Source organism: Rhodococcus sp. 14-2483-1-2, assembly GCF_002259405.1.
GTDB lineage: Bacteria > Actinomycetota > Actinomycetes > Mycobacteriales > Mycobacteriaceae > Rhodococcoides.
Window position 1 is genome coordinate 252127 of sequence record NZ_NPFW01000002.1, and the last position, 23206, is coordinate 275332.

General features: G+C 64.8%; 19 protein-coding genes. 4 read left to right on the top strand and 15 right to left on the bottom strand.

Translation table 11 applies throughout. The features are described from left to right. Positions 1-12 precede the first annotated feature (12 nt). The 12 genes from CH295_RS01115 to mftE all read right to left on the bottom strand — a co-directional run bounded on the left by CH295_RS01115 (position 13) and on the right by mftE (position 14192). On the bottom strand, positions 13-1647 hold the full coding sequence (locus CH295_RS01115; RefSeq protein ID WP_170945698.1) for an AMP-binding protein: 1635 nt from the start codon (positions 1645-1647) through the stop codon (positions 13-15). A gap of 55 nt (positions 1648-1702) precedes the next feature. Further along, a complete protein-coding gene (eutC, locus tag CH295_RS01120) occupies positions 1703-2527 on the bottom strand; it encodes an ethanolamine ammonia-lyase subunit EutC (protein ID WP_094739506.1) in 825 nt (274 codons plus the stop codon). Continuing rightward, a complete protein-coding gene (locus CH295_RS01125) occupies positions 2524-3936 on the bottom strand; it encodes an ethanolamine ammonia-lyase subunit EutB (RefSeq protein ID WP_094739507.1) in 1413 nt (470 codons plus the stop codon). The genes eutC and CH295_RS01125 overlap by 4 nt, the downstream gene beginning before the upstream one ends. Further along, positions 3933-5387: an ethanolamine permease gene (gene eat, locus CH295_RS01130; RefSeq protein ID WP_037188356.1), complete on the bottom strand. Its 1455-nt coding sequence runs from the start codon at positions 5385-5387 to the stop codon at positions 3933-3935. Before eat ends, CH295_RS01125 begins: the two co-directional genes overlap by 4 nt. A gap of 136 nt (positions 5388-5523) precedes the next feature. After that, a complete protein-coding gene (locus CH295_RS01135) occupies positions 5524-6507 on the bottom strand; it encodes a cation diffusion facilitator family transporter (protein WP_037188358.1) in 984 nt (327 codons plus the stop codon). Between the two features lie 113 nt (positions 6508-6620). Next, positions 6621-7160, bottom strand: a complete 540-nt coding sequence (locus CH295_RS01140) for a DUF779 domain-containing protein (protein ID WP_052047381.1) — start codon at positions 7158-7160, stop codon at positions 6621-6623. Continuing rightward, positions 7160-8683: an acetaldehyde dehydrogenase ExaC gene (exaC, locus tag CH295_RS01145; protein WP_037188363.1), complete on the bottom strand. Its 1524-nt coding sequence runs from the start codon at positions 8681-8683 to the stop codon at positions 7160-7162. Before exaC ends, CH295_RS01140 begins: the two co-directional genes overlap by 1 nt. A gap of 146 nt (positions 8684-8829) precedes the next feature. Next, positions 8830-10125 carry a sigma-54-dependent transcriptional regulator family protein gene (locus CH295_RS01150; RefSeq protein WP_094739508.1) on the bottom strand — a complete coding sequence of 432 codons (1296 nt, stop codon included), beginning with the start codon at positions 10123-10125 and terminating at the stop codon, positions 8830-8832. Positions 10126-10234: 109 nt separating this feature from the next. Beyond that, positions 10235-10372 (bottom strand): hypothetical protein, encoded by a 138-nt coding sequence (locus CH295_RS27645; protein WP_167326762.1) that lies wholly within the window; start codon positions 10370-10372, stop codon positions 10235-10237. 92 nt (positions 10373-10464) lie between these two features. Next, positions 10465-11949, bottom strand: coding sequence for a mycofactocin dehydrogenase MftG (mftG, locus tag CH295_RS01155; RefSeq protein WP_094739509.1), 1485 nt, complete (start codon positions 11947-11949; stop codon positions 10465-10467). A 33-nt stretch (positions 11950-11982) separates the two neighbouring features. Further along, positions 11983-13380 carry a mycofactocin biosynthesis glycosyltransferase MftF gene (gene mftF, locus CH295_RS01160; protein WP_094739607.1) on the bottom strand — a complete coding sequence of 466 codons (1398 nt, stop codon included), beginning with the start codon at positions 13378-13380 and terminating at the stop codon, positions 11983-11985. Between the two features lie 125 nt (positions 13381-13505). Further along, positions 13506-14192 (bottom strand): mycofactocin biosynthesis peptidyl-dipeptidase MftE, encoded by a 687-nt coding sequence (gene mftE, locus CH295_RS01165; RefSeq protein WP_094739510.1) that lies wholly within the window; start codon positions 14190-14192, stop codon positions 13506-13508. A 70-nt stretch (positions 14193-14262) separates the two neighbouring features. Here mftE and CH295_RS01170 point away from each other — a divergent pair, with 70 nt between their 5' ends. The 3 genes from CH295_RS01170 to CH295_RS01180 all read left to right on the top strand — a co-directional run bounded on the left by CH295_RS01170 (position 14263) and on the right by CH295_RS01180 (position 17396). Next, positions 14263-14988, top strand: a complete 726-nt coding sequence (locus tag CH295_RS01170; RefSeq protein ID WP_037189024.1) for a GntR family transcriptional regulator — start codon at positions 14263-14265, stop codon at positions 14986-14988. Positions 14989-15100: 112 nt separating this feature from the next. Beyond that, on the top strand, positions 15101-16654 hold the full coding sequence (locus CH295_RS01175; RefSeq protein ID WP_094633672.1) for an NCS1 family nucleobase:cation symporter-1: 1554 nt from the start codon (positions 15101-15103) through the stop codon (positions 16652-16654). A 10-nt stretch (positions 16655-16664) separates the two neighbouring features. Then, the gene (locus tag CH295_RS01180; protein WP_094633671.1) at positions 16665-17396 is read left to right on the top strand and encodes an aspartate/glutamate racemase family protein; all 732 of its coding nucleotides are present in this window, start codon (positions 16665-16667) and stop codon (positions 17394-17396) included. 3 nt (positions 17397-17399) lie between these two features. On the opposite strand, the gene CH295_RS01185 is transcribed toward CH295_RS01180, so the two are convergent. Together CH295_RS01185 and CH295_RS01190 are read right to left on the bottom strand one after the other, a co-directional pair. Beyond that, on the bottom strand, positions 17400-17594 hold the full coding sequence (locus CH295_RS01185; protein WP_094739511.1) for a hypothetical protein: 195 nt from the start codon (positions 17592-17594) through the stop codon (positions 17400-17402). A 26-nt stretch (positions 17595-17620) separates the two neighbouring features. Continuing rightward, positions 17621-21394, bottom strand: coding sequence for an NACHT and WD repeat domain-containing protein (locus CH295_RS01190; RefSeq protein ID WP_094739512.1), 3774 nt, complete (start codon positions 21392-21394; stop codon positions 17621-17623). A 223-nt stretch (positions 21395-21617) separates the two neighbouring features. Here CH295_RS01190 and CH295_RS28175 point away from each other — a divergent pair, with 223 nt between their 5' ends. Next, on the top strand, positions 21618-21944 hold the full coding sequence (locus CH295_RS28175; RefSeq protein WP_230596164.1) for a LuxR C-terminal-related transcriptional regulator: 327 nt from the start codon (positions 21618-21620) through the stop codon (positions 21942-21944). An 82-nt stretch (positions 21945-22026) separates the two neighbouring features. On the opposite strand, the gene mftD is transcribed toward CH295_RS28175, so the two are convergent. Continuing rightward, positions 22027-23202: a pre-mycofactocin synthase MftD gene (mftD, locus tag CH295_RS01200; RefSeq protein WP_502694456.1), complete on the bottom strand. Its 1176-nt coding sequence runs from the start codon at positions 23200-23202 to the stop codon at positions 22027-22029. Positions 23203-23206 lie beyond the last annotated feature (4 nt).

Genomic DNA, 23206 nt, shown 5'->3' on the forward strand with positions numbered 1-23206 from the left:
GAAGCGAGTATGTCAGCCGAACGGCAGCTGTTCGATCAGACCGAGCGATCGCTCGCGCATCTCGACCTTGCGCACCTTGCCGGTGACCGTCATCGGGAACTCGTCGACCACGTGCACGTACCGCGGGATCTTGTAGTGCGCCAGCCGTCCGTCACAGAAAGACCGTATCGCAGCCGAATCGAGGGGCACGGCATCGTCTTTCATCCTGATCCACACCATCAGCTCCTCGCCGTACTTCGGATCGGGCACACCGATGACCTGTGCGTCGAGGACATCGGGGTGGGTGTAGAGGAACTCCTCGACTTCGCGGGGATAGATGTTCTCGCCGCCGCGAATCACCATGTCCTTGATCCGCCCGGTGATCGCCACGTAGCCGTTGTCGTCCATCACCCCGATGTCGCCGGTGTGCATCCACCCCTCGTCGTCGATGGCCTCGGCGGTCTTCTCCGGCTGCTCCCAATAGCCGAGCATCACCGAATAGCCGCGGGTGCAGAGCTCGCCCGCCTCGCCGCGCGGCAGTGTGCTGCCCTCGATCGGGTCGACGATCTTGACCTCGAGGTGCGGACCGACGCGTCCGACGGTCGACACCCGCTGCTCGATGGAGTCCTCGCTCCGCGTCTGCAGGGACACCGGCGAGGTCTCGGTCATGCCGTAGCAGATCGACACCTCGGCCATCCCCATCCGCTCGATGACCTGCTTCATCACCTCGGTGGGACACGGTGATCCGGCCATGATGCCGGTACGCAGACTGCCGAGGTCGAAGTCCTCGAAATTCTCCAGTGCCAGTTCGGCGATGAACATCGTCGGGACTCCGTAGAGCGACGTGCACTTCTCCGCGGCGACGGCCGTCAACGTCGCCACCGGATCGAACGACGGCCCGGGAATCACCATCGCTGCGCCGTGGGACGTGCACGCGAGATTGCCCATCACCATGCCGAAGCAGTGGTAGAACGGCACCGGAATGCACACGCGGTCCTCGGCGGTGTAATGGCACAGCTCGCCGACGAAGAAACCGTTGTTGAGGATGTTGCGATGACTGAGCGTCGCGCCCTTGGGGAAACCCGTTGTCCCCGAGGTGTACTGGATGTTGATCGCATCGTCGGCACCGAGCCGCTCGGACACATCGGTGATCATGTGCGGAGTCTTCGCCAACGCTCGATGCCCGCGATCGGTCATCGCCTCCCACTGGATGCTCCCGATGAACAGCACCTCACGCAGGGATTCCACCTCGGGACGCACGTCGTCGATCATCGCCGCGTAGTTCGAACCCTTGAACTCCGTGGCCGACAACAACACCGACACCCCGGCCTGCTTCAACACGAACTGCAACTCGTGCGAGCGATACGCGGGATTGATGTTGACCAACACCGCGCCGATCTTTGCCGTCGCATACTGCGCCAGAACCCATTCCGGGCAGTTCGGTGCCCACATTCCGACGCGGTCCCCCACCTCGACTCCGGCCACGAGCAATCCCGCCGCCAACAGATCGACGTCGGCGACGAACTCCGAGTAGGTCCACCTCCGCCCGGACGCAACATCGATCAACGCATCACGATCCGAGTACCGCGCCGCAGTTCGATCCAGATTTGCGCCGATCGTGTCGTCCAGCACCGCGGTGTCGGACGCACCGGAAGAATAACTGTCCATACACCCCACGGTAGTGACCGCCGTCACCCTCGGCCACCCCCGGATAGGGGTGATGTCACTCCAGGGTGAGGGCCTCGGTCGCCTCGAGCACATCGGCTCGCGAGGTGTCCTTCAACGCCACACCCGACCGCCCGAGCTTCCTGGCACCGGCCAACAGACCGGCCACGATTCGTGCCGACTGCGCATACCCCTGACCTTCCGGCGGATGGATGTTGGAGATGCAGTTGCGATCGGCGTCGGTGCACCCGGGTTTCGGCAGATGCGTCAGATAGATACCGAGACTGTCCGCAACGGACAACCCCGGACGCTCCCCGATCAGCACCAGCACCGTCCGCACACCCATCGCCGCGGCGATGTGATCACCCAGCGCCACCCGTGCCTCGGTCGCGACAACCGGGGCCGCTATCGAATAGCGATCGGCCAGTTCGGCTTTCAACGCCTCCAGCATCGGCACACCATGATCGGCGAGTGCGCGCGGGGACAACCCGTCGCTCAACACGATTCCGATCTCGTCCTCGGAATTCACCACGTCCGACAGATCTTTCGGTTGCCGACCCAGATCGGGCCGTCGCAGATACTCCGCGCGACTCGTCGCCAACGACGTCACCACCGACGGTGCACCGAGACCGACCTGCTCCACCCGGCCCACGAAGTCCTCGACCTCCAGCGGCATGTGCACCGCATCCCGCGCCGCAGCGTGCGCCGAGCGAAACTCGAGCACCCGCGTGGTCGGCAACGAATCACCGATGCGCCCCAATCCGATTCGAGCCTGCGTCATCGCGCGCAACTCGCCCCAGAACTCGCCTTCCTGTCGTTCCGCAGGCTCCACTCCTGCCACTTCCTGCCGTTCCGCGGGCACTGCGCCCGATGGGTCTGTCATCGCGCACTCATCAACGCTCGAAGTGGCGATCCCGCGGCATCGACGTCGAGGACTCTGCCGTCGGCGTCCACCATGCCCAATCGGGAGAGCCACGACTCGAATTCCGGTGCCGGTCGCAGACCGAGAACCTGCCGAACGTAGAGCACGTCGTGAAAGCTCAACGACTGGTATCCGAGCATGACGTCGTCGGCACCCGGCACCGCGATGACGAACGCGACCCCGGCGGTGCCGAGGAGCGTCAGCAGGGTGTCCATGTCGTCCTGGTCGGCCTCGGCATGGTTGGTGTAGCAGACGTCCACTCCCATCGGCAGCCCCAGCAGCTTGCCGCAGAAGTGATCTTCCAGGCCGGCCCTGATGATCTGCTTACCGTCGTACAGGTACTCGGGCCCGATGAATCCGACGACGGTGTTGATCAGCAGCGGCTCGAGATCGCGGGCCACCGCGTACGCCCTCGTTTCCAAGGTCTGTTGATCGACGGGTCGGTCACCGGTGCCGATGTGCGCGCCCGCCGACAACGCCGAGCCCTGGCCCGTTTCGAGATACATGACGTTGTTCCCGACGGTTCCGCGGTGCAGCGATCGGCCGGCCTCGTTGGCCTCGCGTAGCAGCGGAATGTTCACGCCGAAGCTCGAATTGGCGCCTTCGGTGCCCGCGATGGACTGGAACACCAGATCGACCGGAACTCCCTTGTCGATCAGTTCCATCGTCGTCGTCACGTGCGAGAGCACGCACGACTGCGTCGGGATCTCGAAGCGCTGGCGGATTTCGTCGAGCAGATGGAGCAGGTCCGCCGTGGCCTGAGGTGAGTCGGTCGCGGGGTTGATCCCGATGACCGCATCGCCCGAGCCGAGGAGCAGTCCGTCGAGGGTGGCCGCAGCGATTCCACGCGGATCGTCCGTCGGGTGATTGGGCTGCAGACGCGTGGTGAGCGTTCCGGGTAGCCCGATCGTCGTACGGAACGCCGACGTCACCTGCACGGCTCTCGACACTGCGATCAGATCCTGATTGCGCATGATCTTGCTGACCGCTGCCACCATCTCGGGAGTCAGTCCGGCGGCCACCGACCGCAACGTCGCCGCCGCGTCCGGCTTCGCGGTGACCTGGAGCAGCCAGTCCCGTAGACCTCCGACGGTCAGGTGCGAGACGGCCCCGAAGGCGATGCGGTCGTGTGAATCGATGATGAGGCGGGTGACCTCGTCGGTTTCGTACGGGACGAGCAGATCGTGCAGGAAGACATCGAGCGAGACCTCCGACAACGCCCACTGCGCTGCCGCGCGCTCGGCATCCGATTCGGCTGCGCAACCGGCCAATTCGTCACCCGATCGAAGCGGCGTCGCCTTGGCCATCAAGTCCACCAGACCGTCGAAGGTGTAGGTGGTGCCCGAGACCTGCTGGGTGTAGATCGTCATTCCAGCTCGGCCTCGGCCTCGGCCAGAGCGGCGAACTCCTCGTCCGGCGAGTTCGCGACCAGATGATGCCTGCTGTAGATGCCGAAGTAAGCCATGAACGCGACGAACACTCCCAGGCACCACAGCGCCGCTGTGGAATCGACGACGAACGTGGCCACCACGGCGAGCGCCGCGATGATCAATGCGAATCCGGTGGTCACGACGCCGCCGGGGGTTCGGTACGGGCGTTCCATGTTCGGCTCGTTGCGTCGGAGCACGATGTGGCTGACCATCATCAGAACGTAGCTCAGCGCCGCGCCGAACACGGCCATGTTGAGCAACATTCCGCCCTGACCGGTCAGCGAGAGCAGGAAGCCGATGACGCCCGGGACGATCAAGGCGAGCGTCGGGGCCTTGCGAGAGTTGGTGATGGACAGTGTCTTCGGCAGGTACCCGGCACGCGAGAGCGCAAAGAGCTGACGCGAGTACGCGTACATGATCGAGAAGAAGGACGCGATCAGTCCGGCCAGGCCGATGTAGTTGACGATCTTGCTGGCGGTTCCGTCACCGAGGGCTTCCACCAACGGGTTTCCCGATTCCTTGACGGCGTCGGCACCGCCTGCGCCGGTCACCAGGAACAGCACGACGGCACCGGTGACGAGCAGCACGCCCATGGCGGCGATGATGCCGCGCGGGACGTTCTTGGTCGGATCCTTGGCCTCTTCTGCGGCCAGCGGAACACCTTCGATCGCAAGGAAGAACCAGATGGCGAACGGGACGGCAGCCCAGATGCCGAGGTAGCCGAACGGCAGGAATCCCGAGGCGCCGGCTGCGTCGGTCGGCGCGATGTCGGTCAGGTTGCTCGCGTCGAACTGTCCGATGGCGGCGATGGCGAAGACGATGAGTCCGACCAAGGCGATCGCGGTGATGACGAACATGATCTTGAGGGCTTCGCCTGCGCCGGAGAGGTGGATTCCGATGAACACCGCATAGACCACCAGGTAGACCCACCACCCGTCGGTGATGCCGAACAGCCCGAGGGATTCGACGTAGGCACCGATGAACGTCGCGATGGCGGCGGGAGCAATGGCATACTCGATGAGAATCGCTGTGCCGGTGGCGAATCCGCCCCAGGGTCCGAGAGCGCGGCGAGCGAAGGTGTAGCCACCGCCTGCTGCGGGCAGCGCCGACGACATCTCGGCCATACCGAGGACCATGGCCAGGTACATCCCCGCGATGATGATGGCCGCGATGAGCAGACCCCCGAAGCCACCCTCGGCGAGACCGAGGTTCCATCCGGAGTAGTCGCCGGAGATGACGTAGCTGACTCCGAGGCCCGCCAGCAGGACCCAGCCGGCCGTCCCCTTCTTCAGAGTTCGCTTGGCCAGGTAGTCACCGCCCTCGACGTGCGACTGAGTGCTCTCGTGGGAGCCAGCTTTCGGATGAGACGACTGGGGGTCTACTACGGACATTGCAAGCCTCTCGTCACCAGTTCGCTCGGAGCGGGGTCACGCCCGAGGGGGTCGATTCACAACACGTGTGGCGCGCGAATCGGTTCAAGATAGGCCCGTGATGTAAGCGGCGCGTCATCGATGAATGACGGGCGAATTACGGCTGGTACCCGACTGCGTTGACGTCGCCGATGTCTCCCTCGTCCGGTTCGGCGACTGTCAGTACTGCGTCCACCACAGCTCTGTTGGTTTCCAACTCACGCTCCAGCCGCCGGAGCGTGTGCGCGATGCGTGATTCTGCGAAATCACCGACGAGATCGACACTCGCCACCACGTAGAGCTGTTTGGGACCGACGAACTCGATGCGAACGAACCTGACCGACGCCACGTCGGGAAGTTCTTCGATCCGCTGCACCACCGCGTTCCATAATGCTCTCGATCCCGGTTCGCCGGTGAGGAATCGGCGGTTTCGATCGATCAGAACGAACGCGACGATTCCGAGAAGTACACCCACCAGGATGGAGCCGATGGCGTCGAACGCCGCCGATCCGGTGAGCTGATGCAGGCCGATTCCGGCACCGGCGATGACGATGCCGATCAGTGCGGCACTGTCCTCCGCGAACACTGCACGCAGCGTCGGGTCCGAGGTCTCGAGTGCGTAGTCGAGAAAGTCCCGGTCGTACTCGGCGGCCTCGCCGCGGATCTGACGCACCGATTGCAGAAACGACACGCCCTCGAGCAGGAACGCGATGGCGAGCACGACATAGGCCACCAGGTAGTTCTCGCTGCTCGATTCACCGGCGAACAACGAGGTGATGCCGTGCCACACCGAGACGGCCGCACCGGCGACGAACAGTCCGATCGCCGCGAGTGTCGACCAGAAGTACGTTTCGCGTCCGTAGCCGAGCGGCCGACGATCGTCCGGTCCGCGCGATCCCCGACGATTGGCGACGAGCAAGAAGATCTCGTTGCCGGTGTCGGCCCACGAGTGCGCTGCTTCGGCGACCATCGATGCAGATCCGGTGAACACCGCGGCAAACGTCTTGGCAATCGCGACGCCGAGATTGGCGACGAAAGCGATGATCACGGTACGGAGGCTCTCGCCGCCCTCGGCCGCGTCGGACTTCGGTGCGCTCTTCATCTTTCGCACTGTATGCGCTCCACGCAGTGGTGCGGTCGAGTGCCGCATGCGGCACACGGGAGTGGAGCCCGCGGAACGACCCAGAAGCGGAGCCGCACCACTGCCGGAGGCACTCAGCCCTGGAGCATCCCCGGGACGGGACATGCGTCGACGGCCTCGGCGACCACCAACGGATCGTCGGGAACTTCGGGCCGTCGACCTTCTTCCCAGTCGACGCCGACGAGCGGCGGATGCTCGGCGAGGATGTCGTTCTCCTCGTCCGTGTAGGCCCGCCCGCGACTGAGGAAGCGCACTCCCTCGGGCGATTCGAGCGAGAAGCCACCGCCGCGGCCGGGAACCACGTCGAGTACCAGTTGAGTGTGCTTCCACGCCTGGAACTGCGATCCCGAAATCCACACCGGCACACCATCGGTCCCACTGGGCAGATCGGGCGGGATCTCGCCCACCCCGAGCCGGAGGTCGATGTACCCGAGGAGAACATCCCGATCGCCGACGATGAATTCCCCTGCGGGGTAACACATCGGCGACGACCCGTCACAACATCCACCGGACTGATGCATCATCAGTTCGCCGTGGATACCGCCGAGGCGACGGAGCAGGTCCATCGCCTCGACGGTTGTCTTCAGCCGCGCGGGCGGCCGAGGGCTGTTCATCAGAAGAAGCCCTGTGCCTTCTGCGCGTAGCTCACCAACAGGTTCTTGGTCTGCTGGTAGTGATCGAGCATCATCTTGTGGTTCTCGCGGCCGATACCGGACTGCTTGTAGCCACCGAACGCGGCGTGCGCGGGGTACTGGTGGTACGTGTTGGTCCACACGCGACCGGCCTTGATGTCACGTCCGGCGCGGTAGGCGACGCCACCGTCACGAGACCAGACGCCTGCGCCGAGGCCGTAGAGGGTGTCGTTGGCGATGTCGATCGCGTCGTCGTAGTCCTTGAACGACGTCACCGACACGACCGGCCCGAAGATCTCTTCCTGGAAGATGCGCATGTTGTTCTTGCCGGTGAAGATCGTCGGCTGCACGTAGTAGCCGCCGTTGAGGTCGCCGCCGAGCTGGGCGCGCTCGCCACCGGTGACGACCTGTGCGCCCTCACCCTTGCCGATCTCGATGTACGAGAGGATCTTCTCGAGCTGATCGTTCGATGCCTGCGCGCCGATCATGGTCTCGGTGTCGAGCGGATCTCCCTGTCGCACAGCCTTGGTGCGGATGGCTGCGAGGGCGAGGAACTCGTCGAAGATGTCCGCCTGGATCAGCGAGCGCGACGGGCAGGTGCACACTTCACCCTGGTTGAGGGCGAACATCGTGAAGCCCTCCAACGCCTTGTCCTGGTAGTCGTCGTTGGCCTGCAGCACGTCGGAGAAGAAGACGTTGGGGCTCTTGCCACCGAGCTCGAGGGTCACCGGAATCAGGTTCTGCGACGCGTACTGCATGATCAGGCGGCCGGTTGTGGTCTCACCGGTGAACGCAATCTTGGCGATCCGCGGGCTCGACGCCAACGGCTTGCCTGCCTCGACTCCGAATCCGTTGACGATGTTGATGACACCGGGGGGAAGAAGGTCGCCGATGATCGAGATCAGGTGCAGGATCGACGCGGGAGTCTGCTCGGCGGGCTTGAGCACCACTGCGTTACCCGCGGCCAGAGCGGGCGCGAGCTTCCACACGGCCATGAGGATCGGGAAGTTCCACGGGATGATCTGCCCGACGACACCGAGCGGCTCGTGGAAGTGGTATGCCACTGTGTCGCTGTCGATTTCGGACAGCGACCCCTCCTGCGCTCGGATGCAACCGGCGAAGTAGCGGAAGTGATCGACGGCGAGCGGAATGTCGGCATTGAGGGTTTCGCGGATCGGCTTGCCGTTGTCCCAGGACTCCGCCAGTGCGATGGACTCGAGGTTCTCGGCAATGCGGTCGGCGATCTTGTTGAGGATCACGGCACGCTCGGCAGCGGAGGTCTTGCCCCATGCGGGGGCCGCGGCGTGTGCGGCATCGAGCGCGAGCTCGATGTCCTCGGACGTGGAACGGGCGACCTCGCAGAAGTTCTCACCGGTGACGGGAGTCGGGTTCTCGAAGTACTGACCCTTGACCGGCGGTACCCACTCGCCGCCGATCCAGTTGTCGTAGCGCGACTGGAACGACATGACGGAATCGGCGGTACCTGGACGGGCGTAGACGGACATTGAAAATCCTCCTGATCGACACGTGCTTCACAGTTGATGCGGTGTGTGATTCAGGACACTAGGGGTTGCAACGTTGCAACTACGTTGCCGATGCGACGGCATCTGTGTCGCTGCACCTGCCGGAGAAACCGCCAGTGACGATACGGTCAGATTCCGAGTTCGCGGTCGAGTAGATCGATGCGCGCACTGACCTGCCCGTAGAGTGCGGAATCGCTGCTCAGGGTGGCCCTGTACGCCTCCCACGCGATCACGTCCGAGCGACCGTGAATGGACGATGTCCACTGCGCCAGCAGCACCGGATCTCCGAGCCGGAGCAGTGCTGCCTGCATCCGGGACCGCAGTTCCTCGCGGATCTCCTCGATGCCGGGTGCGGACGATCCGGGAAGCACCGGGCCCGAGTAGATACGGAGCGCAGCGTCGACGTCGCCGCGGTCGAGGGCACGCCTGATGTCGCCGACGTCCGAGGACAGCTCGCCGACCAGACGGTAGGGCCGCGACGCCAGGCCTGCGGTCCCGAATGCCTTACGCAATCTCGACATCTCGGCGCGAATCGTCACGGAGTCGAGCTCCTGCTCGTCGAGCAGCACGGCGAGGTGGTCGGAGCTGAGGCCTTCGGGATGCTCACCGAGCAGAAGCAGGATCTCCGCGTGTCGCTGAGAGAGCGGTATCCGGCCGGAACCGCGCACCACACCCGGCCGTCCCGATCCGAGAACCTCGAGCCGAGGAGCTTTGTCGCCCAAAGATTTCGGAGAATTCATCAGATGCAGGCGTAGCTCGGATTCGGCGGCGGCGACGGTGGCGCGCACCAACGAGAGCACCTCGGGCACCGCAACGCGCGGGCCACCGGTGATATCGATGGCGCCCAGGATGTGGCCGCTGGTGGGGTGGTGAACCGGTGCCGCCGAGCAGCTCCACTCGTGCACCGACCGAGAGAAGTGCTCGGACGCGAAGATCTGCACGCTGTGGTCGACGGCGAGCGCAGTACCGGGGGCATTGGTGCCTTTGCTCTCCTCGCTCCAATCGACCCCCTCGGCGAAGTCCATCGTGAGCGCGCGGTCCTTGGCCGCGGAATCACCCTCGACCCACAGCAGGCGTCCCTCGGCATCGGAGATGGCGACGAGCAGACCGGTGTCCGACGCGTCCTCGACCAGCAGCTTGCGGATGACCGGACGGATGATGGCCATCGGATGCCCGTTGCGGTAGCGCTCGAGGTCCGCACCGGTCAGTGCCGGAGTGTCGTTGCCGCCGTCGGGATCGACGCCCTTGGTCCGACTGCGCATCCACGAATCGAGCACGACGGACCTGACGGTCGAACCGTGGGTGCGAACATCGTCGACGAAAGATTGATGGGCACTGGACATCTGGCGTGCGAGCACAGCGATGTCCTCGCCGGGGCGCACTGCGACCCAGGGGTTGCCACCACTGTCCGATCGGCTTGCCATTCGACGCTTCCTCCGTGACCTGTCCACATCGCTGTAACCCAGCTCACAAGCAAGGATACAGCCGTGGTCGACGCGCGCGGCCGTGGCCGGTCGCGCCGACCCCGAGTGCCTACTTCTTCTTGACGGCCGAGGTGATGATGTCGTTGCTGGTGTCACCACTCGACTTGGCCCGCTTGTCCGCGCGCTTGTCCTTGAGAGACTTGCCGGATTTCTTGGTCATCGTGTTGCGGGGCGATTTGTCCGACATGGCAGTAACCCATCTATTGGGGAACCTGAACGGTCCCCAGACCACGAACGCTACGCCTCGACGCGCACCCCGTGGTCTGCAACGGTCACCAGTCATCCCGCCGGCTCCACTCCCATCAACGCAGCGGCGCGTTCTGCGAACATGATGGCCGTCGCATGCGGGCCACGGCTGGGCACCACCGGAAACGCCGACGTGTCGACGACGAGGACACCGTCCACTCCGCGCACACGGCAGTGGTCGTCGAGCACCGACCCGGGGTCGGACTCGGGTCCCATCCTGGCACTGCCGGACAGGTGCAGCGACGTACCGAGTGCCGCGAGAGGGTCGTCGCTCGCGGGGACTTCGACCCGGCAGGCCATGGACGGCGATGCGAGCAGATCTCGCGCCAGTTCGACGCCACCTCGCATCGCTCGCCGGTCGCCCGCCGATTCGAGATAGCGGTATCTCACGTCCGGTGCCTCGAACGGATCGGTGCTGCGCAGCGCGATGCTCCCTCGTGCCGTGGAGCGCATGAGGCCGACACCGAACACGTGCGGCCCAGGTGGAAGACCGGAGATCAGTCGATCGAATCTCCTCGTGTACGGCCTGATCTCCACGTCGCCCGCATGCAGCACCGCTTCCAGAACCGGGGATACCGTCGAGAATTCGTTCGGCACGACGACGGGGACGGCAACCTCGGGATGATCGCTGAAACCTCGGCCGACTCCCGGAATGTCGGCGATCACCGGAACGCCAAGCGCAGCAGAGCCTTCCGACGGTCCCACGCCGGATCGAAGCAGCAACGCGGGGGTGTGCACCGCGCCGGCCGAGAGGACAACGGTGTCGGACTCGACGACACGGCGTACGCCGTCGGCGATGATCTCGACCCCGATCACCCTGTTTCCCTTGAACATCAACGACGCCACCGTCGTATTCCCTTGCACCCTCAGGTTCTTTCGTCCGACGACCGGCAGAAGATATGCCAGAGCAGCACTTACGCGGATCCCGTTGCGGATGTTCGACGGCACGCTACCCACTCCCCCTGCGGCTGCATCGGGAGCGTTCATGTCCTCGTGGAATCGAAGTCCCGCGTTCGTCGCGGCCTGCACGAATGCCGCCGTGAGGGGATGTCGGTCCTGCGCGGGGGTGCGCGAGACCGGTATCGGTCCGCGGGAACCGTGCCACCGCCCGATCGCTCCGGCATCGAGATCGGTTTCGGAGCCGATGTAGAACGGCAGCACTTGATCGAAGGACCACACCGATTGCGGCCAGGCGTCGAAGTCACCCGGCGTGGCACGCATGAAGTAGCCGCCGTTCACTGCGCCGGAGCCTCCCAGCACCCGGCCTCGGGCGATCGTGCGAAAGACATCCGAGGCGAGTTCGGCCGTGTAGGTTCCCACCCATTCGCTGCCGGGGCCGATGGGAAGCGTCGACGCGTCGAGCAGGGCCGCCGGAACATCGTCGACGCCGGAGAACGCCGGTCCGGCTTCGAGCAACAGCACCGACCGATCGGGATTCTCACTGAGCCGCGACGCGAGAACGCAGCCGCAGGAGCCACCTCCGACGACGATGACGTCGGCGAACTCGATCGGGTTCACACCGTCGACGGAGCCGACCGGGCTCGCACCACGTCAGCCGTCGAGGCGTGGCTTGAGCGCGTCGACACTGCGCGCGGACAGTGCACCGCGCCACAGCCCCGCTCCGTAGGCGACGTCATCGGCTCGCTTGTAGAACGCATAGCGCACAGGATCGAGGCCGCCGAGCTCACGATGCTTGTACCAATCCGAAAAGGCCTCTGCCACAGCCAATCCCAGCGCAATTCTACGAATCCGACTCGACAGCAACACGGCGAGCAGGGTGATCGGCCAATAATGTCGACACAGGGCCGACGCCAATTGCCACAACCCCGCCACAAAACCCTCGGCGGCGAGAATGGCCGCGATCCGCGTGGGCTGATCCAGACCGACGAACATCTTTCGCAGGCGCACGATCGTCACGCCCAGTGTGGCTGCAGCACCGACAAGCCCGATTCGCGTCAGACTCGCGGCGAGCAGACACGCGACCAACGTCCACGGAGACATCGCGATCGGCGGCACCATTCCCGGATGACGTGCCGACAACGGCGTGGCACCGGTCCCGTAGAACAGCTTGCGGGCGAACCATTCGACGAAGGTGACGCGATGCTCGTGCGCGACGTGGGCGACGGGTTCGTAGCGCAGCCGCCACCCCGCTTCCTGCAATCGCCAGCACAGGTCCACGTCCTCGGCCACGTGCATCGACTCGTCGAATCCGTCGCAGTCCATCGCCACCGACCGACGCATCAACATCGCGGCGCTGGGGACGTACGACACCGAGCTGCCCGCGCGCACTGCAGCTTCTCTGCGGCCGAGGTCGAGCGACGAGCGGGCGTGTTCGTACCGGGCCAGCGCGCTGCCCTCGGACTCGAGTGCGACGATGCGAGGGGCCACCAGAGCGACTGCCGGATCCGAGAAGTGGCCCAGCATCACCTCGAGCCACCCCTTACGCGGGACAACGTCCGAATCAAGAAACGCAACGAAATCTGTTGTGGCACAACGCAAGCCAGTGTTCCGCGCCGCAGCCGGTCCGCGCGAGTGCTCGTGCCGCAGCACCGTCACGCTGCCCACACTCCACGAGACCCTCGGCACTGCGACCGGGACGTCCGACCCGTCGTCGACGATGATGACGTGCAATCCGTGCAGCGCCGCGATCAACCGCTCCAACCCCGCCTCGTTGTTCTTGAGCGGTACGACGACGGTGACGTCAGACGGCGACGGGATCGACATCGGGCGCGGGTTCCCGACACCCGAGTCGAGCAATTTGCGAGCGACGAGAGCGGACTGCGAGTCGGTCACTTCGATGAATCCATCGCCGATCATCGCCGCAGCGGTCGGTGCGAGCTTGAGCATGCGGGTCGGTGAACCACCGATCAGGACGCGCCCTTCGGAGAATGTGCGTACGCGTGGATCCACTCGCACCCCGAAGCCATCAGGCAACCGACCTTCACCCATCAGGAGATCGTAAGCGGACGGGACGCCGAAGTGTCGGCCACCCGTGAAATCGGACGGAACATACCCATGCCCCGTTTTTCCGGAATCGTCGACCGGTCCCCCAGCAGGCGTTTCACCGTGTTCGATCATGTGATCACTCCGTGCTCGGAGGGACTCCATCTCTGCACTGCATCGCCTGCGCGGACGCAGAGGGCCTCGAACAAGCGCCTCCCCTCCTCCGAATCGGCCCCGGTGGGATCGCCGAGCACGCCGTTGGGAGTGATCGGCGCCATGCCGTCGACGCGAAGCGACGGGAGCAGGTCGGCGATGTCGGCCACGTTCCCCACCTCGGCCTTGCTCATGTCCACCACCTCGGGCGAAAGGTGCAGCAGCAACGACGTTTCGGTGCGACCGGCGTGAGCATCTGCTCCGGGTATCGCGCACGGGAACCACACGACATCGCGTCCCTCGTACCGGAGCAACAGCACTGCGGACCGCACAGTGGGGCCGTTACCTCCGTGTCCGTTGACGAAGACCACCCGCTCGGCCCAACGGCACGCGGAGCGCCCGTACTCCACCAGGACCGCTTCGAGCGCTGCGGCCCCGATCGAGACTGTGCCGGGAAATCCCTCGTGCTCGCCACTGGCTCCGTACGCGATCGCGGGGGCCACGACGGCATCCGCGATGGTGTGCGCCACGGCTGTTGCGATACGAGTGTCGGTGTCGAGCGGGAGGTGCGGACCGTGCTGCTCGGTCGAGCCGACCGGCACCACGAGGGTCCGAGACCCGTCGATGTCCGGCCAGTACTGCGTACCGAGGGGGTCCGTGGCCATGAGTGCAGATGCTATCGGATGGAACGAGGACGTCACGCCGCCGAAACACTGCGACGATAATCTTCGATTCGTGCCACCCCGTCGCCGATCCATATTGCTCTCGCAATTGTCGATATCGGCACCCGGTGGCCCGCAGCCGACAATTCTACAAGAGTTACGCCGAGTCATTCTTGCCGGCGATGCGCCTCCGAATACACCGATTCCACTCAATGAAGTAGCGGAACTTTTCGGAGTGAGCAGAATTCCGGTGCGCGAATCCCTCAAGACACTCATCGGCGAGGGCTTGGTCGATCATCGACCGAACCTGGGCTACACGGTCGCTCAGCTGACCGCGGCCGAACTTCGCGAAATGTACATCGTGCGTGAGGTTCTCGAGACTGCGGCACTACCGGTCGCGGTCGATCTGGCGACCGATACCGACCGCGAACACCTCATCGAGGTCAACAGACAACTCGAGGCCTCCTTGGCCCAGGACGACTCACGGGAGTATCACCGACTCTCACGTGAATTCCACCTGTCGCTGACGCGCCCGTCTCGGATGCACCGGTTACTGCACATGCTCGAATCCGCCTGGAACATCACCGAACCCGTGCAACCCATGGTTCATGTCGCCGGGTCGGACAGAGCGTCACTGCACAGCGATCATGCCGAAATGCTCGCGGCATTCCTGGCCGGTGATTCCGCGGGTCTACTGCGCGCCGCGCAGCATCATCACACGCGTCTCAATTCGGTCATTTCGACACTGTCGAACGACCACGGATTGTTCGCCGATCCGCCGTCCGACCAGTCGCGATAGAAAATCCGCTAAAGATATATCGCTTACGTCACGAGCGCGCAACACTACGCCGCTAACTTTTCCTCATTCATCTCCTTCGTTCACCTCATACGCCATGCCGTCAGGAGCATCGATGACAGATACAGCGCACGGTCCCGCCCAAACGGGAGATCTTGTGGAAGCCGCGGGGCACCCCGTCGGTGGTGGACTGATCAAGGACAGCTACGACCCGCGGCTGACCAACGAGGATCTGGCTCCGCTGAAGAAGCAGACCTGGACCTCGTACAACCTGTTCGCCTTCTGGATGTCGGATGTGCACTCGGTCGGTGGGTACGTGACAGCGGGCAGCCTGTTCGCGCTCGGGTTGGCCAGTTGGCAGGTGCTGATCGCGCTCCTCGTCGGCATCACGATCGTCTACTTCTTCTGCAACCTCGTCGCCAAGCCCAGCCAGGTATCGGGGGTTCCGTACCCGGTCATCTGCCGCAGCGTCTTCGGCGTCCTCGGTGCCAATATTCCGGCCATCATCCGCGGTCTGATCGCGGTGGCCTGGTACGGCATTCAGACATTCCTGGCCTCGGCCGCACTCGATATCGTGCTGATCAAGTTGTTCCCGTCGCTGGCTCCGTACGCGGTGACTGCGGACTACGGTTTCGTCGGACTCTCCCTGCTCGGCTGGGCGAGCTTCCTGTTCCTCTGGGTTGTCCAGGCCGCGGTCTTCTGGCGTGGCATGGAGTCCATTCGCAAGTTCATCGACTTCTGCGGCCCTGCGGTCTACGTCGTGATGTTCATGCTGTGCGGCTACCTGATCTGGAAAGCCGGCTGGGGCGCGATCGACCTCAACCTCGGCGAGGTCGAGCACACGGGTCTGAGCTCGATCCCGGTGATGCTCGGCGCCATCGCGCTCGTGGTCTCGTACTTCTCCGGTCCGATGCTCAACTTCGGCGACTTCTCGCGCTACGGCAAGTCCTATGCCGCAGTGAAGAAGGGCAACTTCCTCGGCCTGCCGGTGAACTTCCTGGTGTTCTCGATTCTCGTCGTCGTCACCGCCTCGCTGACGCTGCCGGTGTTCGGTGAGCTGATCACCGACCCGGTCGAGACCGTCGCCCGAATCGACAGCACGTTCGCGATCGTCCTCGGTGCCCTGACCTTCACGATCGCCACCATCGGCATCAACATCGTCGCCAACTTCATCTCGCCGGCCTTCGACTTCTCCAACGTCAGCCCCCAGAAGATCAGCTGGCGTGCCGGCGGCATGATCGCCGCCATCGGCTCGGTGCTCATCACCCCGTGGAACCTGTACAACAATCCCGAGGTCATTCACCTGACCCTGGAAACTCTCGGTGCGTTCATCGGACCGTTGTTCGGCATCCTGATCGCCGACTACTACCTCGTCCGCAAGCAGAAAGTCGTTGTCGACGAACTGTTCTCGATGTCGCCGACCGGGTTGTACTGGTACTCGAAGGGTTACAACCCGGCAGCGGTGTACTCCACAATCGTGGGCGCGCTCGTAGCCATGTTCACCGTGCTCTTCAACGGGGCAATCGACGGCATGGAGATCGCCGGTATGTCGACGGCCTCGAAGTACAGTTGGTTCATCGGCTGCGGCATCGGCTTCGTCATGTACTTCTATCTGGCGACGAAGACCAAGCTCGCTGTCACCGACTTCGACGTTCCAGCCAAGGCATAGGATTTCGTACGTGCTCATCAAGGTCATCAATCCGAACACCACCGGTTCGATGACCGCAACGATCGGTGATTGTGCCCGGGCCGTAGTAGGCCCGGGCACCGTCATCGATGCGGTCAGTCCCTCGATGGGGCCGGTATCCATCGAAAGTCACGTCGACGAAGCCCTCAGTGTCCCCGGCATTCTCGCCGAGATCGCCAGTGGCGAGGCCGCGGGGGTCGACGGTTACGTCATCGCCTGCTTCGGCGATCCCGGCATCGACGCGGCCCGCGAATCCGCGTCCGGACCGGTCATCGGTATCGCGGAAGCGGCAATGCACGCCGCGAGTTTCCTGGGCCGCGGTTTCAGTGTCGTCACCACCCTCGGCCGCACCGTCGGCCGGGCACAGGATCTGGCGCATCACTACGGCTTCGGCCGCCATTGCCTCGGTATCCATGCGTGCGACATGCCGGTCCTCGATCTCGAGACCGACCCCGACGCCCGCAAGATCGTCACCGAGGCGTGCCGCGTCGCCGTCGAGACGGACGGCAGCGATGCCGTCGTGCTCGGCTGCGCAGGCATGGCCGATCTGTGCCAACACATTTCGGCCGAGATCGGAGTACCCGTCGTCGACGGGGTTGCCGCGGGAACACTGTTCGTGCAGTCCCTCGTAACCCTCGGACTGCGGACCGGAAAGCGCGGCGAATTCGCCGTCCCACCGCCCAAGCTCTACACGGGGATGCTCGAGGGATTCAGTAGGCCCTGAGTGTTACCTGGACCGACCGAGCTTGGCGACGGTGTAGCCGATTGCTGCGCCGGCAACCAGTACGCCGACGAGCAGCAGTACGACCTGCAGGGTCGTGGACATCGAGTCGTCGAACAACCCGACGTAGATCACGACGCAGGACGCCACGAGTGCGACGAGAGCAGACGTCGTAATGCTCCTCGGCACCTTGTCGGTCATTGCGCAAGTACACCATCCCCACTCGGTCAGCTGCTACACAACTCTCGGTGAGGAACGCCAGGGAGGTACTGGGCCCATTCGGCCTCCGTGACCACCGATCCTCCTGATCCGCACAGGCGAGTGCGTACGTCCTCCGGCTCGGTCCGCCACATTCGGACGTCGCGGGCCGTGCCACCGCCCAACACCACCTGCCCGTCCGCGGCGAACACCGCATCGTTGACGCGCCGGCCGTAGGCCGTGAGCGCGGCATACTGCTCGGGTGCGGTGCGGTCCCCCACGTTCCACAACCACAGCGTCGAGCCCCCGTCGCCGGCAGCCAGGCGTGCACCGGCCCGGTCGAACGAGAGGGAGTAGATCGGGCTGGACGGCCCGACGATGCGCGACAGGTGCTGCGGCTCGGCAGAGTTCTCCATGTCCCACAGTCGAATCGAGCGATCCGCACTGCCTGCGGCAAGAGTTCGCCCATCCGGTGAGATGGCCACGGCCTGGACGCTACTTCCGAACCCGCCGAGCACGGCCGTCCGGCGCGGCTCGGTCGGGTCGCCGACATCCCACAGTTCGACCACGCCCCCGACACTGGCGATGGCGAGTACCGAACCGTCGGGCGACAGCGCCATACCCGCGGGGTAGTTCCCCGCCTCCAGGGTCGACAACGCTCGTGGGGTTGCGGGTTCGGCCAGCGACCACAACGACACATCGCTCGAGTTCTGGCCGGACGCGACCAGCAGGGTGCCGGTGCGGTCGAAAACCAACACTGCGGTCAAGCTGGTGGTTGCCGTCCGAACGGTGCCGAGGGCCACCGGATCGGCGAGATCGGTTGTGTCCCAGAGCTGGAATCCGCCTGTCGTCGTGCCGACCGCAGCACGGGTGCCGTCGACGGCGAGCGCCACCGCACCCGTCTGCTCCATACCGTCACCGACCACCAACGGTTCCGATGCCACCGGATGTTCCACATCCGAGACGTCCCAAAGAGTCGTGGCAGGGGCTCGGCTACCGGCTCCGACGAGGAGACGAGTCCCCGACGCTCCGATGGGATTCTGGTAGATCGTGTCACCGGCGTCGGCAAGGGCCGGTCCGGGGAGTGGCCAGATCCGGGTGATTCCATCGCCACTGGCGGTGACGATCGACGAGAGATCAGGCGCGAACGCGAGCGAGGTCACCTCGATCGGGCCGGGCAGCGTCCGCTGCAGCGTTCCCGATGCGGCGTCCCACACCTTCGAGGAATTGTCCGAACTCGCTGCAGCGATCAACACCCCGTCTCCGCTGAACGCCACATCGTTGACGTAACTGGTGAATCCCGTCAACGCCGGTAGTGGAGACAGCCGACCGCCGTCGACCGCCCAGCGCAGAACCTCGCGACCGGTGGTACCCGCGATCAACGTGCTGCCGTCGGGAGAGAAGGCCAGCTGTAGCGCGGTGTAGGTCGACCCGTCCGAGGGGACGTCGATCAGCGGAACGACAGGGGCTGCTGGAGACGCGGTCAGTCGGGTCGCGTCCCACAACCGCATCGCGCGACCGGGACCGACCGTCACCAGGTACCGACCGTCGGGACTGAATTCCGTCGCTGTCGGCGATCCGGGCTGAGTCACTTCGGCCATTGCGACCGGCCGAGCGGGCTCGAAGACGTCGAGGAGCGGCATCGTCTCGTCCTGGGTACCGACGAGAAGCAAGCGGCCATCGGGAGAGTAGGACAGGCTCCGGACCTCGTTGATATCGTTGCGCGACAACATAATCGGTTCTACCGGGTCCGACACGTCCCACAGTTCGACGCCGTAGAACCCACCCACGGCGAGAACGCCACCGCGCGGATCGAACGCCAACGCCGACACGTCACGGGAGACGATTTCGCCGAGCTGTGCGTGTCCTTCCGCGAGGGACCACATCCGCACATGTCCGTCGGAACCGGCTGTTGTCACGATGCTTCCGCGAGGGTCGACCGCGGTCACCGCCTCGCCCTCCACCCCGAGCAGCCGCACCGGAGTGTGGATCGCGGACGAATCGAGCAATGCCGATCGCGCCTCCGACGTTCGGTCCACCTCGTACGACGCCAACGCGAAGTAGGCCGCGAGACCGGGATCTTGGCTCCTCAATTGCTGTGCGACACCGGCGATCTGACGGGAGACGGCCTCCGCCTCGGCGTGTTCGGCGTCGACCCGCCGACTGTTGGCGTCCGATCGGGCAACGAACGCGGTCACCGCCAGTGTCACGGCCAGCACGGTCAGAAACGCGAGCGCTCCGACAAGCGTCTCGAGGGTGCGTCGACGACGGCGATCGCTTCGGGTCTGGTGCTCGATCCTGTCGGCGCTCGCTTCTAGGTAGTGCCTCTCCACGGAATTGAGGTCTCGCCGACGCACCGGCCCGATGGATTCTTGCACGAGTAGCAGCCTCGATGCGGACAACAGCGAGCCGTCGTCGCGGTCGTTGTTCTCCCACAGTTCCGCCGCCTGGGTGAGCCGGCGGTGTTCGACGAGCCACTGCCGATCGTCGTCGAGCCACTCACCGAGCCGCGGCCACGCCGTGAGCAACGCCTCGTGGGTCACCTGGACGGTCTCTTCCTCGACGGTCAGCAGTCTGCGCGCGGCGAACCGTTCGACGACGACGTCGACGTCGGTCACCGCGTCTGCGTTCTCGTCTCCCTGGAACAGCTCGACACGATCCACGCGGCGACGAGTGACGACGTCGTCCTCGAGATTGACCAGCCGCATGAAGATGCGTCGTGCTTCGCGCTGCTGTTCGGCGGTCAGGGCCACGAACACTTCCTCGGCGCTCTGCCCCACTGCGCCGCCGATCCCACCGGTTTCGAGATAGTCCGCGACGGTCAGCGTGCTGCCTCTCGACGCCTGCCACGTGGTCAGCAGAGCGTGGGACAGCAACGGCAGAGCACCCGAGTCGTGGGCGAACTGCGATCCGCGCGGACCCAATTCGCCGACCAAGACCTGCACGAGAGCACCCTCGACGGTGACACCCGCCTTCGCGGCAGGCGAGACGATGACCTCCCGCAGTTGTGGCTCGGTGAGACGCCCGACAACAACCGGGTTGTCGGACAGTCCAACAAGCAGCGCGTCCTCGGACGCGGCGTCCTGATAGAAATCCGCCCGCAGTCCGACCACGAGAACCGACCCCGCGCTCGGCAACGCCGATGCCACACGGAGAAAGTTCTCGCGCTCAGGCGATGTCGCCAGTGTCCACAGCTCCTCGGCCTGATCGAGGACGAGAACCGAACCCGGCACGAACGATCCCATTCGCTCGGGGAAGGCACGGATATCGCCGACGCCGGAATGGACGTCCGAACCAGGGAACCTCGATGCCAGACCTGCACGCAGGAGCGAGGACTTACCCGAGCCCGAAGCACCGACGACGAAGACAATGCCTCCACCGGAGTCGAGGGCGCGACGGACGCGAGTGCCCAGGCGCTCGATGAGATCGTCACGTCCGAAGAACCACTCGGCGTCGGCTGACTCGAACGCTGCAAGGCCCTTGTACGGGGGGTCGCCCTTCACCGGATCGACGGCGCGTCTGCCCGGAATGGACCGCACCCGGGACACCGCATCCCACCACAGTGCGCGCTCGTCCTCGGCGTCGACGCCGCATGCGATGAGTACGGCGGCGAACATCTCGGCGCTGGCTTTGGTCGGAACGTGGTGGCCGGAGAACCAGCCGCTGATGGTGCCGTGCAAACCACCGGAACGCTCGACGACCTCTCGGACCGTTGCGCCCGCCTCGACCCTGACCGCACGCAGTGCGGCCGCGAATTCGGTGCGGTCCGAGATCGACGAGGGATCCGGGCGGTCGGGGATCATGAGCGCAAACTATAGGACTGGAAAGTCGTCGACAGCGGCACTCATTCGTCACGCTGAGCAGGACAAACACCAAATTGAGTGTTTGAATGACGCACGTACGGCGTCCATGGCCGTCCGTATTGACCTTGTACGGACTTGCTCGTCCGGCTGGTTCCGCCACGAACTCCCGTCGACGATGGACGGTGTGGTCGGGGGTAGGCGCAGACTGGAGGGGGAAATTCTCGTGCTCGAACGAACGCTGGCATCGGCAGTGCATCATCCGTTCCGAAGGCCTGCACCGCGGGGACCTGATGCACTCCCCACACCGCTCGACCCTCGTCTCCGCAAGCCTGCGCTCAGCGCCCGCGAAATCGAGGTCATGCTCGCCTGGTTCGCCTCCGACTCGAAGACGGTCGCAGCTCGGTCCGTCTACATTTCGGTGGGCACGATCAACACGCACATCACCCGAGTTCGACAGAAGTACGCCGCTGTGGGCCGCAGCGCGCCGACGAAGGCCGCCCTTTTCGCACGTGCGCTCCAGGACGGTCACACTCACCTGTCCGAGTGGTGAGTCTCGATCCGTAACCTCGCAGTCGGACCGGCGAGTCGATTCAGCCCCTCGATTCTGGATCCCGGACTCGGATCGGCGTCGGCTATCCCAGACCGGGGCGCTGATTCGACCGTTCGAAGTCAGGCGGCACAACCACATCGGACGGTGACAGGTCGTGCACCGAATCACGTCCGAGACCGAGGACCGCGGAGTCCAGGCCGCCGCGCAGGATGTCGAGCACGTTCTCGACCCCGGCCTGACCGTTCGCGGCCAGACCCCACAGGTACGCGCGTCCGATCAGGACAGCTCGCGCACCGAGCGCCAGTGCTTTCGCGACATCACTTCCCCGCCGGATACCGCCGTCGAGGGTGATCTCGACCTGATCCCCCACTGCCCCGACGATGGACGGCAACACCCGAATCGACGCCGGGGAACCGTCGAGATTGTTGCCGCCGTGATTGGACACCGACATCGCGGTGACGCCTGCGTCCACGGCCCGCAGCGCGTCGTCGACCCGCGAGATGCCCTTGAGCATGAACGGCCCGTCCCACTGCTCGCGTAGCCACGCGATGTCCTCCCACGTGGGCAGCGGGGTGGACTTCCACTCCCGATACGCAGCGAAGAACGTCGGCGCCGGCCCACCGGGCGGGGCAAGATTGGGTGCGGTCAGGTCAGGGATCGTGCCCGACCGCACCCATTGCGTCAGCCACCGCGGCCGCGACAGAGCTTCCGGCGCGAACCGCAGCATCGCCCTGGCATCGAGGCGTTCCGGAATCACCGGGCTACCCCAGTCACGGCCCTCCGAGAACGACCAGTCCATCGTCAGAATCAGCCCGACCGCACCCGCGGCACGTGCACGATGAAGCATGTGCAGCAACAACTCCCGCGAACCCACCCAATGCACCTGAAAGAACGTCTGCGGATTCGCGGCGACGACGTCCTCGATCGGTTTGCTCGCGAACAACGACAATCCCATCGACAGACCTCGCGCCGCTGCCGCTCTCGCCACAGCGACCTCACCGTCCGGGTGGACCACCTGCACACCCGTCGGCGAGATCATCGCGGGAAACGAAAGAGCCTGTCCCATCAGTGTTGTCGACAGATTGCGCGTGTCCGACAACCCCGCCACGTGTGGGGCGAACCCGAGTTCACCGAACGCCGCTGTGTTGTCTGCCGCGGTCAGACCGCGTTCGGACCCCGCCACCAACGCTGCGTACACGGACTTCGGTAGACGCCTCGCCGCTCGCCGCTGCGCTTCGGCAACGGTCTCGAACCACACGCGC

What these genes read in the sequence shown, in the direction of transcription:
- mftF (WP_094739607.1), bottom strand. Translation starts at nt 13,380, where the DNA reads ATGGGTGAAGGTCGGTTGCCTGATGGCTTCGGGGTGCGAGTGGATCCA.
- CH295_RS01135 (WP_037188358.1), bottom strand. Translation starts at nt 6,507, where the DNA reads ATGAAGAGCGCACCGAAGTCCGACGCGGCCGAGGGCGGCGAGAGCCTC.
- CH295_RS01185 (WP_094739511.1), bottom strand. Translation starts at nt 17,594, where the DNA reads ATGACCGACAAGGTGCCGAGGAGCATTACGACGTCTGCTCTCGTCGCA.
- CH295_RS01190 (WP_094739512.1), bottom strand. Translation starts at nt 21,394, where the DNA reads ATGATCCCCGACCGCCCGGATCCCTCGTCGATCTCGGACCGCACCGAA.
- CH295_RS01150 (WP_094739508.1), bottom strand. Translation starts at nt 10,125, where the DNA reads ATGGCAAGCCGATCGGACAGTGGTGGCAACCCCTGGGTCGCAGTGCGC.
- CH295_RS01125 (WP_094739507.1), bottom strand. Translation starts at nt 3,936, where the DNA reads ATGACGATCTACACCCAGCAGGTCTCGGGCACCACCTACACCTTCGAC.
- exaC (WP_037188363.1), bottom strand. Translation starts at nt 8,683, where the DNA reads ATGTCCGTCTACGCCCGTCCAGGTACCGCCGATTCCGTCATGTCGTTC.
- CH295_RS01175 (WP_094633672.1), top strand. Translation starts at nt 15,101, where the DNA reads ATGACAGATACAGCGCACGGTCCCGCCCAAACGGGAGATCTTGTGGAA.
- CH295_RS27645 (WP_167326762.1), bottom strand. Translation starts at nt 10,372, where the DNA reads ATGTCGGACAAATCGCCCCGCAACACGATGACCAAGAAATCCGGCAAG.
- CH295_RS01140 (WP_052047381.1), bottom strand. Translation starts at nt 7,160, where the DNA reads ATGAACAGCCCTCGGCCGCCCGCGCGGCTGAAGACAACCGTCGAGGCG.
- mftE (WP_094739510.1), bottom strand. Translation starts at nt 14,192, where the DNA reads ATGGCCACGGACCCCCTCGGTACGCAGTACTGGCCGGACATCGACGGG.
- eutC (WP_094739506.1), bottom strand. Translation starts at nt 2,527, where the DNA reads ATGACAGACCCATCGGGCGCAGTGCCCGCGGAACGGCAGGAAGTGGCA.
- CH295_RS01115 (WP_170945698.1), bottom strand. Translation starts at nt 1,647, where the DNA reads ATGGACAGTTATTCTTCCGGTGCGTCCGACACCGCGGTGCTGGACGAC.
- eat (WP_037188356.1), bottom strand. Translation starts at nt 5,387, where the DNA reads ATGTCCGTAGTAGACCCCCAGTCGTCTCATCCGAAAGCTGGCTCCCAC.